The sequence below is a fragment of the Lentimicrobium sp. S6 genome (genome assembly GCF_013166635.1).
Classification (GTDB): Bacteria; Bacteroidota; Bacteroidia; order Bacteroidales; family UBA12170; genus UBA12170.
In genome coordinates this window covers 224,435-239,945 of the sequence record NZ_JABKBZ010000001.1, presented here as the reverse complement: position 1 = coordinate 239,945, position 15,511 = coordinate 224,435, and the positions used below count along the sequence as shown (strand labels likewise).

The 15,511-nt window shown below is 35.6% G+C and carries 13 protein-coding genes and 1 tRNA gene; 12 read left to right on the top strand and 2 right to left on the bottom strand.

The annotated features are described in order from the left end of the window. The first annotated feature begins 359 nt into the window (after positions 1 to 359). On the top strand, positions 360 to 872 hold the full coding sequence (locus tag HNS40_RS01015) for a ferritin (protein WP_172276314.1): 513 nt from the start codon (positions 360 to 362) through the stop codon (positions 870 to 872). A gap of 71 nt (positions 873 to 943) precedes the next feature. After that, positions 944 to 1,016, top strand: a tRNA-Gln gene (locus HNS40_RS01010). A 1,231-nt stretch (positions 1,017 to 2,247) separates the two neighbouring features. Here the strand turns inward: HNS40_RS01010 and HNS40_RS01005 are convergent. After that, positions 2,248 to 3,057: a hypothetical protein gene (locus HNS40_RS01005; RefSeq protein ID WP_172276312.1), complete on the bottom strand. Its 810-nt coding sequence runs from the start codon at positions 3,055 to 3,057 to the stop codon at positions 2,248 to 2,250. 263 nt (positions 3,058 to 3,320) lie between these two features. Here HNS40_RS01005 and HNS40_RS01000 point away from each other — a divergent pair, with 263 nt between their 5' ends. The 8 genes from HNS40_RS01000 to HNS40_RS00965 all read left to right on the top strand — a co-directional run bounded on the left by HNS40_RS01000 (position 3,321) and on the right by HNS40_RS00965 (position 13,093). Next, complete coding sequence (locus HNS40_RS01000) at positions 3,321 to 6,362, top strand: ATP-binding protein (RefSeq protein WP_172276310.1); 3,042 nt, start codon at positions 3,321 to 3,323, stop codon at positions 6,360 to 6,362. Continuing rightward, positions 6,362 to 7,384: a mechanosensitive ion channel family protein gene (locus tag HNS40_RS00995; RefSeq protein WP_216663779.1), complete on the top strand. Its 1,023-nt coding sequence runs from the start codon at positions 6,362 to 6,364 to the stop codon at positions 7,382 to 7,384. Before HNS40_RS01000 ends, HNS40_RS00995 begins: the two co-directional genes overlap by 1 nt. 314 nt (positions 7,385 to 7,698) lie before the next feature. Beyond that, the gene (locus tag HNS40_RS00990; RefSeq protein WP_172276308.1) at positions 7,699 to 8,211 is read left to right on the top strand and encodes a flavodoxin; all 513 of its coding nucleotides are present in this window, start codon (positions 7,699 to 7,701) and stop codon (positions 8,209 to 8,211) included. Between the two features lie 70 nt (positions 8,212 to 8,281). Beyond that, positions 8,282 to 8,959, top strand: coding sequence for a hypothetical protein (locus HNS40_RS00985; protein ID WP_172276306.1), 678 nt, complete (start codon positions 8,282 to 8,284; stop codon positions 8,957 to 8,959). Between the two features lie 278 nt (positions 8,960 to 9,237). Then, entirely contained in the window at positions 9,238 to 10,377 is a 1,140-nt protein-coding gene (locus HNS40_RS00980; protein WP_172276304.1) for an acyl-CoA dehydrogenase family protein, read from the top strand. A 385-nt stretch (positions 10,378 to 10,762) separates the two neighbouring features. Next, a complete protein-coding gene (locus HNS40_RS00975; protein WP_172276302.1) occupies positions 10,763 to 11,512 on the top strand; it encodes an electron transfer flavoprotein subunit beta/FixA family protein in 750 nt (249 codons plus the stop codon). 17 nt (positions 11,513 to 11,529) lie between these two features. After that, positions 11,530 to 12,504, top strand: a complete 975-nt coding sequence (locus HNS40_RS00970) for an electron transfer flavoprotein subunit alpha/FixB family protein (RefSeq protein WP_172276300.1) — start codon at positions 11,530 to 11,532, stop codon at positions 12,502 to 12,504. A 73-nt stretch (positions 12,505 to 12,577) separates the two neighbouring features. Beyond that, positions 12,578 to 13,093, top strand: a complete 516-nt coding sequence (locus tag HNS40_RS00965; RefSeq protein ID WP_172276298.1) for a DUF6265 family protein — start codon at positions 12,578 to 12,580, stop codon at positions 13,091 to 13,093. A gap of 54 nt (positions 13,094 to 13,147) precedes the next feature. Here HNS40_RS00965 and HNS40_RS00960 read toward each other — a convergent pair whose 3' ends face one another. Beyond that, on the bottom strand, positions 13,148 to 13,582 hold the full coding sequence (locus HNS40_RS00960; protein ID WP_172276296.1) for an OsmC family protein: 435 nt from the start codon (positions 13,580 to 13,582) through the stop codon (positions 13,148 to 13,150). Between the two features lie 149 nt (positions 13,583 to 13,731). Between HNS40_RS00960 and HNS40_RS00955 the strand changes: the two genes are divergently transcribed. Further along, positions 13,732 to 14,430 (top strand): Crp/Fnr family transcriptional regulator, encoded by a 699-nt coding sequence (locus HNS40_RS00955; RefSeq protein ID WP_172276294.1) that lies wholly within the window; start codon positions 13,732 to 13,734, stop codon positions 14,428 to 14,430. A gap of 254 nt (positions 14,431 to 14,684) precedes the next feature. After that, positions 14,685 to 15,419, top strand: a complete 735-nt coding sequence (locus HNS40_RS00950) for a T9SS type A sorting domain-containing protein (protein WP_172276292.1) — start codon at positions 14,685 to 14,687, stop codon at positions 15,417 to 15,419. Positions 15,420 to 15,511 lie beyond the last annotated feature (92 nt).

Below are 15,511 nucleotides of genomic sequence, written 5' to 3'. Positions count from 1 at the left end.
TGACTGTACATGTTTATCAGAACCAAAGCAGTCGGTTCTATTTCCATCACCTCCAATGTCATTATTTTAAAAGCTAAAGCCCTTTGCTGAAAAATCTAATGTTCTATAATTCACCGATTACACTTCGACGTGTTTGGGAAAAGCCACCCCGCCTAATTCCTAAGTCTATTATTGCTTAATAGCATTGTAACTATGAAAAGGCTAAAAACCATTGCTCCCCATAATTTTTAATGTGACCCAAAATAATTCTCTGCATATGAGAGATTGAACATATTTCTCGTACAATCAGATATTCATTGGTATAATTCCTTATTTTTGCAAGACAAGAATTTTTATGTACGAAGAATAAAAAAAAAGATATGAATCAGAAAGTAGCAGATGCCATTAATGCACAAATTAAAGCAGAAGAGGAATCTTCAAGATTATATTTTGCGATGGCCAATTGGTGTGATATGAATGGATTCCCAGGCAGTTCGGCTTATCTATATGCCCATGCCGATGAGGAAAGAATGCATATGGTTAAGTTAGTGAATTATCTTAACGAAAGAGGTTCACATGCCAAAACACAAGCTTTAGCAGAACCACAAAATAACTGGGATTCTATTCAAGATGTATTCAAAGGAGTGTTAAGTCATGAAGAAATGGTTACTAGCCTTATCAATAATCTCTTTGAAGTATGTATGAATGAAAAAGATTATTTGACTTCAAATTTCCTACAATGGTATATTCAGGAACAGGTGGAAGAAGAAGCTAGCGCACGTACCGTCCTCGATAAGTTGGAGTTAGCAGGCAGCTCTCAGGGTGGAATGTTTCACTTCGATAAGGAAATGGAAGCCATGGCTGCAGCCGCTGCCACTGCGGGAAACGCCTAAATATTAAAAATATTTTCATCTTTGTTTTGTGGTTTACAAAAAAGTACTATTTTTGCACCGCAATAAGCAATTGACCCATGGTGTAACTGGCAACACGTTTGATTTTGGTTCAAAAGAGTCCAGGTTCGAGCCCTGGTGGGTCAACGCCTTAAAGGAAGAAAAAAAGGAAAAGAAAGCTGCAATTGAAATTTCAATTGTAGCTTTTTTTCGGCCTATACCATCCCTTCTGTCCTCAGTAAAATCACCTAGTTGAAACCTCCAGATCATTAAGTCTTTAGCACGAGTTCTGATCCGATGAGCTTACTGTATCTTTGCCTTAAACAATTTAGATAAACAATGAGAATATTTAAAGGTGTAAAAACTGAGTTTTATTTGTTTATTGTTCTAATAGTCATCATGATGGTAGTGTTAGAACACATGATATAAAAGACACAAATATTGATTTTTCATAATAATTAGGTTTTGGTTAATTCTGTTAGAGTCTCAGTTCCCCGCTGAGACTCTTTCAATTTTATAAAGGGTGTAACGGATCAACATGTTTTTCTTGGGGATGGACAAACTGTCATTTTTCTCTTGTTTATTTAGGAAGCTTTTATTAATAAATATATTACTCAAATGGTTCATTTAATCTGAAAAAGCTTGCTCATATATTTCTTCAACACTTTCTGAAAAAGCGTTACAAAATCTACCTGGCTTTCGCAGTTAGACAGGCTTCCGCTATATATCAAAGACTACTTCACAAATGCCTTTCCGGAAAACAATAAATGATGACGATTGCATGTCAGTATAAACTCCTCCTTATAGTGACATTCCTGCGGAAGTCTTTATAAACTTTGCATAGCATCAGGTGTGCTTTCATTAGAATGGTTATTGTCTGATACACAAATTATTATATATACTATTTAACTTATTTCGGAGACCGCGGGAAGGCCTCTCCCAAACAGAAAGCGGCTTTAGAGGTGAATTTCAGAATATTAGATTTAACAGCAAAGGACTTGTGCTGACCGAAGCGTCAGTGCTTTAGCTTTTAAATAATGACATAAGAGAAGTAAGCTGTAAAAATAAGGCTTTAAAATCTGGAAAACATCTACAATTCAAAGGTCATTATTTTCAACTTTGCTTGCTAAATCAATATTCTGGAAGAGGAGGGTAGGCAATTGTTTGGGATGGATTTTTGCTTACTTTTTTCCAAAAAAAAGTATGAAGACACATAAGATTTACCTTTCAAAATATCACCACAAATGCAGAACAAACAGTCTAAACTGTAATAATTATTGATGAATACAAAATCAATTCCCCCCAGAATTTTACCTTGACCCAAAAAAATCCCCCTCAGGAATTAACCAAAGGGGGATCTTTCTAAAAAAATTGCAGCCTATTTTTTAGACTGACCGTAAATTTTAACAGTAGTTCCATTTACCGCATCAACAGCAACAGTAGCACTAGTTAAGTGAATCATATAATATTCACCATTATAGATAACACCTAATACATCGTCATAATCACCATCAGCAGATGTAGAGATACCTCTAAAATCAGCCATGTCAGCAGCAGCATCAACCGCAGCAGTTAAAGCTTCAACAGTTGTAATACTTGTCCACTCAGCAGCCGTTAACTGTACTAATTTAGTAGCAGCATCTTTGGCAAGAACGGCATAAGTAGCTCTTTCTACATTGCTAGTCCATTTTAAACCAAATCCATCTAGCCCTGTTCCTGCAGCTCCACCTACTCTTTCAAAATAAGTATCTTCAGCAACTCCAAGAGGAGTATCAGCAGATTCTGCAGTAACAGTTAATGAAATTGTATTTGTTTGATCGTCTTTATCAGTCACAACGAACTTGAAAACGCCAGCACCTGGATCAGACATATTAAATACATAATCAAGATTATAAGACGTTTCGTTGAAAACAGAATCAAATTCTAATACCACAACATTGTTTGAAGTCACTGTATATTTTACTGACTTTAGTTTTTTACCTGAATTTGCATTAGAAGAAGCAGTTATACCAATAGTAAAATCTTGACCAGCAGTCACAACAGCATCTGCACTAATATACTCATTACCACCTTTAAAATCGATGTTTGGTGTTACGTCTACAGGTGTTTCGTCATCGTCTTTACTACAAGATGTTAAACCCATTCCTAGGGCTGCAACAAATAATAAAATAAATTTAAATTTTTTCATGTACTTTTTGTTTTTAAGTTTGATATAATGATTGTTAACATTTGATACTCTATAATAGCCGGCGAATATAATCCATATTTAATTCCTTCTATACACTTCAGCATCAATTATGCCAAAGCTTATACTATTTTTAACTTTTTTAATGATTATGGCAAGTATAAGACATCAAAACTGAACATTTAGTTGGCTTAAACAGCATTGTTTTGGAAGAGAGTGGCCATTATTTATTAGAAAAGTGTATTTTTAGCAGGAAATTAAAAAGTATGGAAGAGAGAGCTGACTTTAAGAATAAAGAACTGAAACTATTGTGGGATCAATCGCATCAGCCATTGTTAGATGGGATTTCCCATTACTATCAAATGAGTATTGGAGAGTTTTCTAACTTTGTAGATGCCTATAAATTGAGATATGAGAAACTAGGAGAATTAGATATTCAGGATTTAAGTAGCTATGCTCACCTTCGAGAATTTAAAGAGAGCATACTCGATTTACTCCAAAAAAGCCAAGAAGCCATTATAAACTATGACCATATCCACAGTTCTGGCCAATACCAACAAATACTCGACAAACTCATTAAAACCAATCCAAAAAGTATTATTAGAAAGGAAGTATTTGAAGGATATCAAATAAATAATAAACTTAGACTCCCCCAGTTTTTTCAAAAAATAAGGCTGAATTTTTTGTTAAAAGCCACAAGAAGCAAAAAGAAGTTTTACAATTTTTTCCGTCGTCTTTTCAAAAAAACACCGCTGGATCTCCAATCCTATAGAAGAAGAAAAATTCCTTATCAATCTATGCTAGAAAAATATCTCGGCATAAGAATGGATGAATTGATGAAGCCTATTTTAGAAGACTTGATGCTAAACAAGAGTCAAATTTTATTGGCAGTTTGGGAATTTGATGAAGCTTTAGAAGATCGTTTACAAAATGGCATTAAAGAAAATGAATCAGTGGAGCTCTCTGAAATTCTTTCTAAAACTGATTTTTCAGCACTTTTAGATACCTTAGAAAAGAAGATAAGCCATTTTGAACAGCAAATAAGTGGCAATATTGAGAATACCTTATTTCAAGCCTTCATTGAACTTGATAAAGCTATACTAATTGCAGATACACCAGATTTATCAAATAATAAATTTAGAAATTCCAATATAAAAGACCAACAAACGAAAATTGTTAAATCCTATAATGACAGTTTGCTCAAATGGAAGAATACACATAAAACACTACTCGATGATTGGACCGTAGATGTGGAAATAGTTTGGCTCTATGTAAGTGTTCTAGACAATTACGTTGACCTTCACGACAAAATAAGCCTTTATATCAACGAAAACCTGAATTTCAACCTAGAATTACTTCGCGAATTCATCAACAACTCTTCAAAAACCATTCTAGAAAAAAGCAGCACTGTTAAAGAATTGAAGTCCACCCTTAAAGGGGAAAGAAAAAAGAATCAAGATGAATTCATTGAAAACATATTGGCTAAGACCATTGATAAACTCTCCGGAAATATCAATAGAAACTTAGAGCTTTTCAATACCCAAACCATGAACTTGGTGGAGAAAATCTCAGACAAAAGAAGCTTTGTAAAGAATAAAAATTACGAGGGAGGAATAAAAAACAGTGATATCAATTGGCTTTCATTGCGTGACCTCCTCAATTTTGAGGCTCTGCCTCATTTTAAGACCTCGATTTTAGAAATAGAGCAGTTTGTAGAGGAGCACTTGGAAAAATCTAGAGTAAAGCTTTTGGCTTTAGGTACCGTGAGCGATTTTAGTCTAGAATCAGCAGAAATGATGCTCCAAGAGAAAAAAACGGCATTAAAAGAAAGCATACAAGTAGTTACTGAAGGATACGATAGGGCTTTGGTTCATTTAGATGAAGCCAGCAGTTTAATGGATAAAATCAAGGTGGATCCATTAGAAAAATTACAAGCTACCATCAATAATTTCAATACAGAAATCCAAAAGTTAAAAAATACGGAGAATATATTAGAGCTTAACGTTAAGATTGTAAGAATCAGAGCTATTGAGCGCTCCAAGAGGATTCGCAAAGAAGCTTGGGAATGGATCATCAATTTCCTACCCAAATCAATAGATTTTCTAAAAACCCAGTTTGCCACCACCATTACCTATATCAATGAAGTCAAGAAAAAGCTGGGCATGATTAATGAAAAGCCTCATATTTCTCATGAGCTGTCTGACTTTCTTCGCAAAACAGAGGACTCACTAAAAAAGCTCCCCTTTGTTTATCAAAGACTGTATCAACTAACCCCTACTGATGAGGAGCGCTTTTTTGTAGACCGAAAAGAAGAATTAGAAAAGCTTCAACATGGCTTTAGTAGTTGGGAAAAAGGTCGCTTTGTCACCACTGCCATCATAGGTGAAAAAGGAAGTGGAATCACTTCTCTCCTCCTCTATTTCCTCAAAAGCATCGATAAAGAAATACCTGTTAGGCATCATATACTTGGAAATAAAATTTATGAGTTCGACGCCTACTTCGCCTTTTTTGCTCAGATTTTTAAGCAGGAAAGCTTTACTAGTAATGACCAGATTATTGCCCATGTGAATCAATTAAAAGAGGAACAAATTATCATCATTGAAAACCTCCAACATCTCTACTTGAAGAAAGTTAGGGGTTTTGGCTGCCAAAAAATGCTCTTCGATTTAATGACTAGCACTTCAAAAAAAATATTTTGGTTGGGGACTTATACCTCCTACTCCTGGGAATATTTAGAAAAAACCTTAAAGATTTCATCTGTATTTATCAATGAGGTTCATCTGCAAAGATTCACTGATGAAAACACAGAAGAAATCATCTTAAAGAGAAATTATTTAAGCGGCTATAAAATCGATTTTGAGCCCTCAGAAAGCCAAATTACTTCTAAATCTTATATCAAGTTAAATGATAAAGACCAACAAGCCTATTTAAAAAAATCTTTCTTCAAAGAGCTCAATCAAATGTCGAATGGAAATGTGAGTTTGGCCCAACTCTATTGGCTTCGCTCTACCCACGGAATTAATGAGGATACCATAAAAATCCAATCCTTAAGAGATTTCGATGTTTCCTTTGATAAAGATCTTCCTTCTAATTATTTATTTGCCCTGCATGCTATTTTGGTTCACGATGGATTGATAATAGAAGATTATTCTCAGGTGTTTAAAGCTCCAGAGTATATTTGCCGAAACGATCTGATTCCTATGTTAGAAAAAGGGCTACTCATTAAGCCTAAAGAGAAATACAATATCAACCCCATCATTTTCAGACAAGTGGTTGATTTATTACGTTCACATAATTTTATCAACTAATGAAAAAGATAGAACACAAAACCCTCCTATTTGTCCTGACGCTTTCATTATTGATCATTTCAGCGATTGGTTTTACTCAACAAGACAGCACAACAATGGAGGAGGCCATCAAAGATAGTCTTCAAGTAGAAACCATAACTAAGGCTCCGAAAGAAAAGGCTGAAATCACAGCAGTTTCAACAGAAAAAAATGAATCCACTATTCTAAATGATATTGGTGAAAATGTACCCAACAAACCCAAAGAAGTATTAGAAGTGATTTCTATTCCTAAGATATTCTGGACGGTGGTCATTCTTATCTTAGCCTACTATTTCATACAATTGATTATCAATGTTTTAGTACTTATTTCTGAACGCTCAGCTAAACTTCGAATCGCCATCAAAGGCTTTATTCCGGTTTTCCGAATCGTGATGTGGACCATTATCATTTTTGCTATCATTAAAGGGATATTTAATCCACCATTCGAAACCATTTTAGCATTCACAGCTTCCATTGGTATAGCCGTTGGTTTTGCAGCTCAAGACATGTTGAAGAATGTTTTTGGTGGAATGGCTCTTATTCTAGATCGACCCTTTAAAGTAGGTGATAAAATAGATAGTGGAAAACACTATGGCGAAGTTCTAGAAATTGGATTACGCGCCACCCGATTGGTTACTCCCGATGATTCTGTGGTTTCTGTACCCAACTCTGAACTAGTGAACTCTGCAGTCTCTAATTCCAATTCTGGAGAGCTTAATTGCCAAGTGGTTGCCGAAATCTATTTACCCATAGATGTGGACACACAAAGAGTTAGAAAAATAGCAACAGAAAGCGCCCAAGTATCTCGTTACGTATACTTAAACAAACCTATTAACGTTTTGTTTTTCAACGAGGTGAAACAACATCGATCTTATTTAAAAATGCGTTTAAAAGCTTACGTGATGGATATTCGTTTTGAATTTCAATTTAAAAGCGACATGACAGAAATTGTACTCCGAGAATTATTGGATGAAGGTGTGATTACTAAGGAAGAACTTACTTAAGGACTCATGGGAATGATTGAAGGAGAGAATCGGGCTTATCACACTAAAAATTGACCGTGATTTAGATCAATGAGAGTCTGAGTTTTAATAAAACCCGCTCCTAAATAAAAATCGTCGTCTATTTTGTTTTTTTTTTAATTTTACAAAATGGTGTAAATGTCTTTTTTAAGACTTTATGGCCGCAATAATCACACAAAAAATAATAATAAATACTTATTGGGCTAGCTTTTGCAATAAGAACAAAGTGGAAGTATAAAATTGATACGCTAAACATTAGTTACATTGCCAAACCTCAATAGATAAAAAATAATCAGATGAAGAAGACAATTTTAATGTATTGGCCTAAAGAGGGAAACGTAGAAAAATGTGCGCAACTTATTTCAGATAAACATGAGAATCTGGAAATGAAATCTATCGATCAGGTAAATGATGAAGACCTAAGAAATGCAGAGCAATATATCATCGGTTGTTCAACAGTTGGAAGTGAAACTTGGGACAATAAAGACAATTCTGACCCTTGGCCTGCTTTTATCAATCAATTAGATACTGTTGGGATAAGTGATAAAAAGGTAGCTCTTTTTGGATTAGGTGATCAAGTTCGTTGGCCTATGCACTTTGTTGATGGAATGGCCGTTCTGCACGAACAAATCCTTAATAAAGGCGCCAAAGTAATTGGGAAATGGTCTACAGAAGGATACGATCATGAAGATTCTGAAGCTCAAGATAATGGCTTTTTTGTAGGCTTAGCCCTCGATGAAGATATTCAACCAGAATTAAGTGAAGAACGAGTAACAAAATGGGTGGAACAAATAAAATCAGAGTTTTAATTAAACTTTGGTTAACACTTTATTTTCCACCATCCTCCCATATTTTATATTTTTGCAAAAACTCTATTTTATGAAGTACACTAGCATCAAAGTTTTATTAAGTTTTATTCTTATCGCAGGATTAAGTTTCTCAGCATTAGCAGGGAAGAAAAAAGTATTGGTCAGTTGCTCCGAACCCGACGCCGCCATATACTCTAATGGAATTAAAGTTGGAACAGGACAGGCCGAGGTCGTTGTGTTAAGCAATGCCTGTGTTACCATCAATATTGAAAGAAGTGGATTTCTTGACGTAGAAGAAACTATATGCAATAAGAAGGGCTTTCCAAAGCCATCCAAAACCAAGTATTACGAGATGCTTCCAGATCCTGCTTATGATGCATCTATACAAACAGATATAGCTAATACAGATATTGAAGTTGAACTTAATCCCAATAGAGACAACATAGAAAGCTGGAAAATTTTAAACCAAGTGGTCACCAATTATTTCGATGTCATAGAAATTGCTGACCGTGAAACGGGATATCTTAGAACAGCATGGAATATGCAAACCTTCCCTAATGCTGCAGTAAGGACTCGTATCATTGTCAAAATTGGAAGTTTAGATCCTCTAAGCTATAAAATAAAACTAGTTAGTGAAATCGGAGAATCGGGTACCAGTGTAAAAAGCGATCATAAATTTGCGGAATGGGACCGTGTTTTACGAACCTATGAAACTGTAGTCGACCAAATTACCAGTCGACTTAAGTAGATATATTTTAACAAAATGATAAAGCCTGCTTCCTCTCGAAGCGGGCTTTATTATTTTATTGGATTCGCCTCCATATATACACTCGCATATTACATCCCCAAAAACACAACCAACACATTCCCAATTTTCCTTTCAATCCTCTAATTTCTACCCGAATAGAAATGATAAAAAAATTATAATATTATGCAAGCATAGTATAATTTTGTAACTTAGCTGTCCAAATAAGAAAACCTTTACCTATTCAACCAAATAAAAGTAAAAACCTAAAAAAACATATCATGAATTTTGAATTTACTGAAGAGCAAATAATGATTCAGCAGGCCGCTAGAGATTATGCTCAGCGTGAGTTAATTAAAGACGTTATTGAAAGAGATGAAAAAGCCATTTACCCTACAGAACATATCAAAAACTTGGCTGAACTCGGCTTCCTTGGAATGCTGGTAGGCGAAGAATGGGATGGAGGTGGAATGGATACCATTTCCTATGTTTTGGCCATGGAAGAAATATCTAAGATAGACTCCTCCGTTTCAGTGGTGATGTCTGTAAATAATTCATTAGTATGTTATGGGCTGGAAAAATATGGTAATGATGAGCAAAGGAATAAATATCTGCGCCCTTTAGCTACTGGTGAAAAGATTGGCGCCTTTTTACTTTCAGAACCTGAGGCTGGCTCCGATGCTACTATGCAAAGAACCTCCGCCAAAGATATGGGTGACCATTATCTATTGAATGGTACCAAAAACTGGATTACCAATGCCAACTCCGCATCTACCTATATCGTGATTGCGCATACACATCCTGAAAAAGGACATAAAGGAATCAATGCCTTTATAGTGGAGAAAGACAGTCCTGGAATCACCTTAGGCCCTCATGAAAATAAGATGGGAATGCGCAGTAGTGATACACACTCGGTGATGTTTAACGATGTGAAAGTTCCCAAGGAAAACAGAATAGGTGAGGATGGCTTCGGATTCAAATTTGCCATGAAAACTTTAGAAGGCGGACGTATTGGAATTGCCTCACAAGCCCTAGGAATAGCAAGTGGAGCCTTTGAAAGAGCATTACAGTATTCTCAAGAAAGAAAAGCATTTGGAACAGAGATCTTCAATCACCAATCGGTGGCTTTTAAGCTGTCTGATATGGCAGTAAAAATTGAAAATGCCAGAAACCTTTGCCTAAAAGCAGCTTGGCTAAAAGATAATGACCAGCCTTACGGTGTGGCTTCAGCCATGGCCAAGCAATACGCAGCCGATATAGCCATGGAAGTAACTACAGAAGCTGTTCAGATTCATGGTGGTTATGGTTATGTGAGAGAATACCATGTGGAAAGATTAATGCGTGAAGCCAAACTAACTCAGATATACGAAGGCACTTCTGAAGTTCAAAAGATAGTGATTTCTCGCAGCCTGATTAAATAAGATGAGGGAAGAGCATAGAGGGAAGATGGAAGTACGAAGTTGGAAATATAAAGGGAAATCGGAAGCAAAGAGTTAGAAGTTCGATTTTTGGTTCAAAGTTCATATATTTAAAGTTCAATTTGACATTCGAATAAGCTTCATACTTTAATTTCTTATGCGTTCTTCGCGATTCATCTTTGCATTTTCTTTGCGTGAAATTTTGAATATGAAAGGGCAAAGAGTTTTGAGCAAAGGGTAAAGAGGTAATGAAGAAAGTTTGTAATGAAATTCAGGCTTTAGAACGAGTATGAAATTCACTTCATGCTCCGAGCTTCAGTCTACAAACCCCAAATACCTCGTTTAAAATAAATAGAGATAAAATTAAATACTATTAAACCTAAATATAATGAAGATATTAGTTTGTATTAGCAATGTCCCCGATACTACTACTAAGATTAAGCTCAGTGGTGATCAAAAAGCGGTGGATATGAATGGCGTTCAATGGGTGATTAACCCTTGGGACGAACTAGCCTTAACCAGAGCTTTGGAATTAAAAGAAAAATCTGGTGGAATGATTGAAAAGATTAGCGTTATCACCGTTGGTGACAAAATGGTGGAGCCTACCTTAAGGAAAGCTCTAGCTGTTGGTGCCGACGACGCGGTGAGAATAGATAGTCTACCTAGTGATGACTTTCAAGTGGCAGCTCAAATTGCAGCTTACCTTAAAGAAAATAATTACGACCTCATTTTGGCAGGAATTGATTCTGCTGATTATAACGGATCAGCTGTGGGTGGAATGCTGGCTGAATTTTTAGAAATTCCTTCTGTTTCTTCGGTATCTAATATCGAATTAGAAGGTGATGATTTAATAATGAAAAGAGCAGTTGATGGCGGTTCTGAAACTTTAAAAATAGCGTTGCCAGTAGTTGCTGTGGTACAAAAAGGAATTGCTCTTGACCCAAGAATACCAGCCATGCGTGGAATCATGATGGCTCGTAAAAAGCCTTTAGTAGTGGTTCCCGAAATTGCTTCAGATTTAAATTCTGAGTTTATTTCCTTTGAATTGCCACCTGCTAAACCTCCAGTAAAAATGCTGGATAGTGAGAATATAGCTGACTTATTCAGATTATTACATGAAGAAGCCAAAGTATTATAAACCTAAAAAAGAAGAAAATGTCAATATTAGTTTATTTAGAAAATTGGGATGGAAAGTTTAAGAAGTCTTCTTTTGAATTGGTTTCTTATGCCAAAGCTATGGCTGAAAAAACAGGAGGGGATGTCACAGTGCTCTCCATTGGTGATGTAAGTGAAACCGAATTACAAGAACTCTCCAAATACGGAGCATCCAAAATATTAAGTGCAAAAGGCGATATTTATAAAAGCCTAGATAATGCTGTTTATTCTAAAACTATTTCTGCTGCAGCTCAAACTCAAGACTGCAAAATTATAGTGATGGCCAATAATAATACGGGTAAAGGAATAGCACCAAGAGTAGCTGTTAGACTAAAGGCTGGATTAGTAAGTGGAGCTACTGCTCTTCCTTTATCTATAGAGCCTTTCCAAGTTCAAAAGAATGTGTTTAGCGGAAAAGCACAGGGAGTACAACAAGTAAATACCCGAAATAAAGTTATCACTTTAGCGCAAAACTCTTTTATGCTGATGGAAAATGAACTTCCTTTTGCTCATGAAGTATTTGATGCAGGCATAGGCGCCGAAGAGCTTAAAACAGAATTGATGTCCGTGGATAAAGTAACAGACAAATTACTATTGAGCGATGCAGATATTGTGGTTTCTGCAGGTAGAGGAATGAAAGCTCCAGAAAACTGGGGACCTGTTGAAGAATTAGCCCAAGTTTTGGGTGCGGCCACAGCTTGTTCTAGACCGGTTTCTGATGAGGGCTGGCGTGGACATGAAGAGCATGTGGGACAAACCGGAAAAGTAATTGCTCCAAATTTATACTTTGCTTTTGGTATTTCTGGAGCCATCCAACATTTAGCTGGTGTGAGCTCGTCCAAAGTAATCGTAGCAATAAATACCGATGCAGAAGCTCCAATTTTTGGTGCTGCTGACTATGGTATTATTGGCGATTTAAAAGAAGTATTACCAAAGCTTGTTGAAGCAGCAAAAAGCTTCAAAGCTTCGGTTTAAATAATTGTATTTGAGGGCTGTCCCATTAATGTGAGATCATTAGTTTTGGACAGCCTTTTTTAAACCCCGTCTTATGAAAAAATCAATATTTGTTATAGGAATCCTATTTATAGCTTTCTCAAGTACATTAATGTCACAAAGTGAATTCCCTAATACTACGTTTTTAGAGGATGGTGAAACCTCACCTAAGGCTAATTTGGAAGTGGTGAAATGGTTAGCTGGACATTGGCAGGGAGAAGCTTTCGGAGGCATTACCGAAGAATTATGGACACCTCCAAAGGGCAATTCAATGATGGGTTCTTTTAAGCTATTAGTAGACGAGCAGGTTAGCTTTTACGAGATCATGGTCATCACGGAAGAAGAAGAAAGCCTGATTTTAAGACTAAAACACTTCCATGGAGACCTAAAAGGATGGGAAGAGAAAGACGAAACCCACGATTTTAAATTGGTGAAAGTGACTCCCAATAAAGTGTTTTTCGAAGGCTTTACCTTGGAAAGAATCAGCAAAGATGAAATCAATATCTACGTGGTGATTGAAGATGCTGGAAAACAGCAAGAAATGAAATTTCCTTATCAACGGGTTCAATAAAAAAAGGAAGTCCAGCCCATTAGCCAAACTTCCGCAATATATAATTAGTTTGTATTACTTCACCGCAACCACAATCTCAGTGGTGTTTTTAAGATTATCGCCAACTGGGCAGCGATCGAGAATGGCTAATTTCCATTTCTCAATAATCTCATCACTAGCTTCACAATCTGGTTTTAAAGTAACTTTGATCTCCTTATAACCTGCTCTTTCCTCAAATGATTTTCCAAATAAACGATCTGGATTTAAGGTACCCACAATGTCTATTTTAATTCCTTTCAATGCAATATTCAATTCCTGAGCACACACATGAGCCATTACATTTAAGCAACCTGCATAAGCTGCTAAAACATATTCTACTGGGTTTGCTGCGGCATTAGTGCCACCTAAATCTTCAGGTTCATCTACAATAATTTCAAATCCTCTTGCCTTTACTATGGTTTTTGTAGGGTTTTCGCTATGTGCTTTTACTCTAAATTTTAAATCTGCCATTTTAATATTTTTTAGTTGTTATTTAAATCACAAAGGTATTTTTTAGGCGATAGTTCAAATTATAAAATGATTCATAAGATTTCATGATAAATCATGTAATTTTGCATCATTCATCATTTAATGCAATGATGATCTAAATCACAAACGCCATGTTAGACGAACTATTTAATACCATTTCGAAACCAGTTGAGCAAGCTGTTAGTGCCAAAAATTGCTTTGAGGCTTTAAGTCAAGAAGAAAAGGAGGAGCTTTTTAATAGTAAAGTCACTATCGAATTTGAAGCAGGAGAAACCATCATCAAAAAAGGCTTTGTGGCCAGTAATATTATGTTTTTAGAGGAAGGTTTAGCCAAATTAGATGTGGTTAATGACAGCCATACCTCCACTGTTGGATTAATTCAAGCACAGTCCTTCGTTGGAATTATCTGTACTTTTGCCAGTCATAATTTTGAGTTTTCGGCCATGGCCTTAGAAAAGACAAAAATCAGTATTTTCGATATCAAACTCTTTGAAAAATTTGTACAGAATAATGGAAGCTTTGCTTGTCAACTCATTCGCCACACCTCTGCCATCACCAACCGCTTGGTACATCATATCACAAGATTTAATCATAAGAATATTGATGGCGCTCTATCTATCATCCTCAATGATTTCAGTCAGGTTTATCAATCTACCTCTTTTTCTTTACCCGTTAATAGGATAGAGCTAGCTAAAATGCTTGGTTATTCCAAAGAGAGTGTTATCAATACGCTATCCAAATTCAATAGAGAAGGCATATTGAAAGTTCAGGATAAGCACATTGAGATCCTCGATATTGAACGCTTAATCCAAATCAGTATAACGGGATAGATATCTCACTACTATTTATAGCTTATTAACCTTGCGAATCAGGAAATAAAATACAAGTTGGTGTTAAGTCACAGATACATTACAAAATGATATCTAATGTGCTATTATTGATCTAGTAATCCTAACTTATATAATTAATTTAATAAGTCATATTAACTTTACGAATAATTTATGCTTCAATTGTAATATGTAATAAACTTTTATGTAATTTTGAGGCTTAATTAATGAATATTTAAATTTTTAAAAAAATACCTATGAAAAGAAACCTACTTTTTTTTGTATTATTACTACAAGCCTCTTTTTTGTTAGGACAAGGGAGTTTGCAATTATTTGATCATGATAATAACGAATTTGTAAATGGTCAGAATCATGTGATACTTGTAGACCCTGTTGATTGGGAAACAGTATCTCCAGAATTATTTGCTAAAAATATCTCAGCTAATGATATTGAAATTAAAATTAGATTAGAGGAGGTTTCCGTTCCTGAAGGATCTACTAATTATTTCTGTGGTTTAGGAAGTTGCTTTGCACCAGGAACTATGGAAACACCTAACTCATGGCCTATTGCCGCAGGCGAAATGATTGGTAATGCAGGAGTTTTTTCGGCACATTATCAGGCTAATGGTGTTTATGGAAATGCTGTTCTTCGCTATACCTTTTTTAATATTGATAATCTTAATGATACCATTTCAGTTACCTTTACTTATGATGGTACGACAACGTCTATTGGTGAAGTTAATTCTGATTTAGCTGTAGATGTTTACCCAAATCCAGCACAAGATATAGTTTATGTTGATGTAGCCCAGTTGAATTTAGAGCAAGGATCCGTTGAGGTTTATAATGCACTAGGTGAATTATCTTTTGTTCAGGAATTAAAAGGGGAATCTAGCTTAAAACTAAACCTAGGAAGTCTTCCTCGAGGCGTATATTTATATCGTATTGTATCCCAGGGTAATTATGGCCGAACTTCAAAATTAATCTTGAAATAAACGGCCAATATATCTTGCAAAAGAGACTCTGATATCCGGGTCTTTTTTTTGCACTGTTACCATATTCCTTCGATTTTATGGTTAAGAAAAGG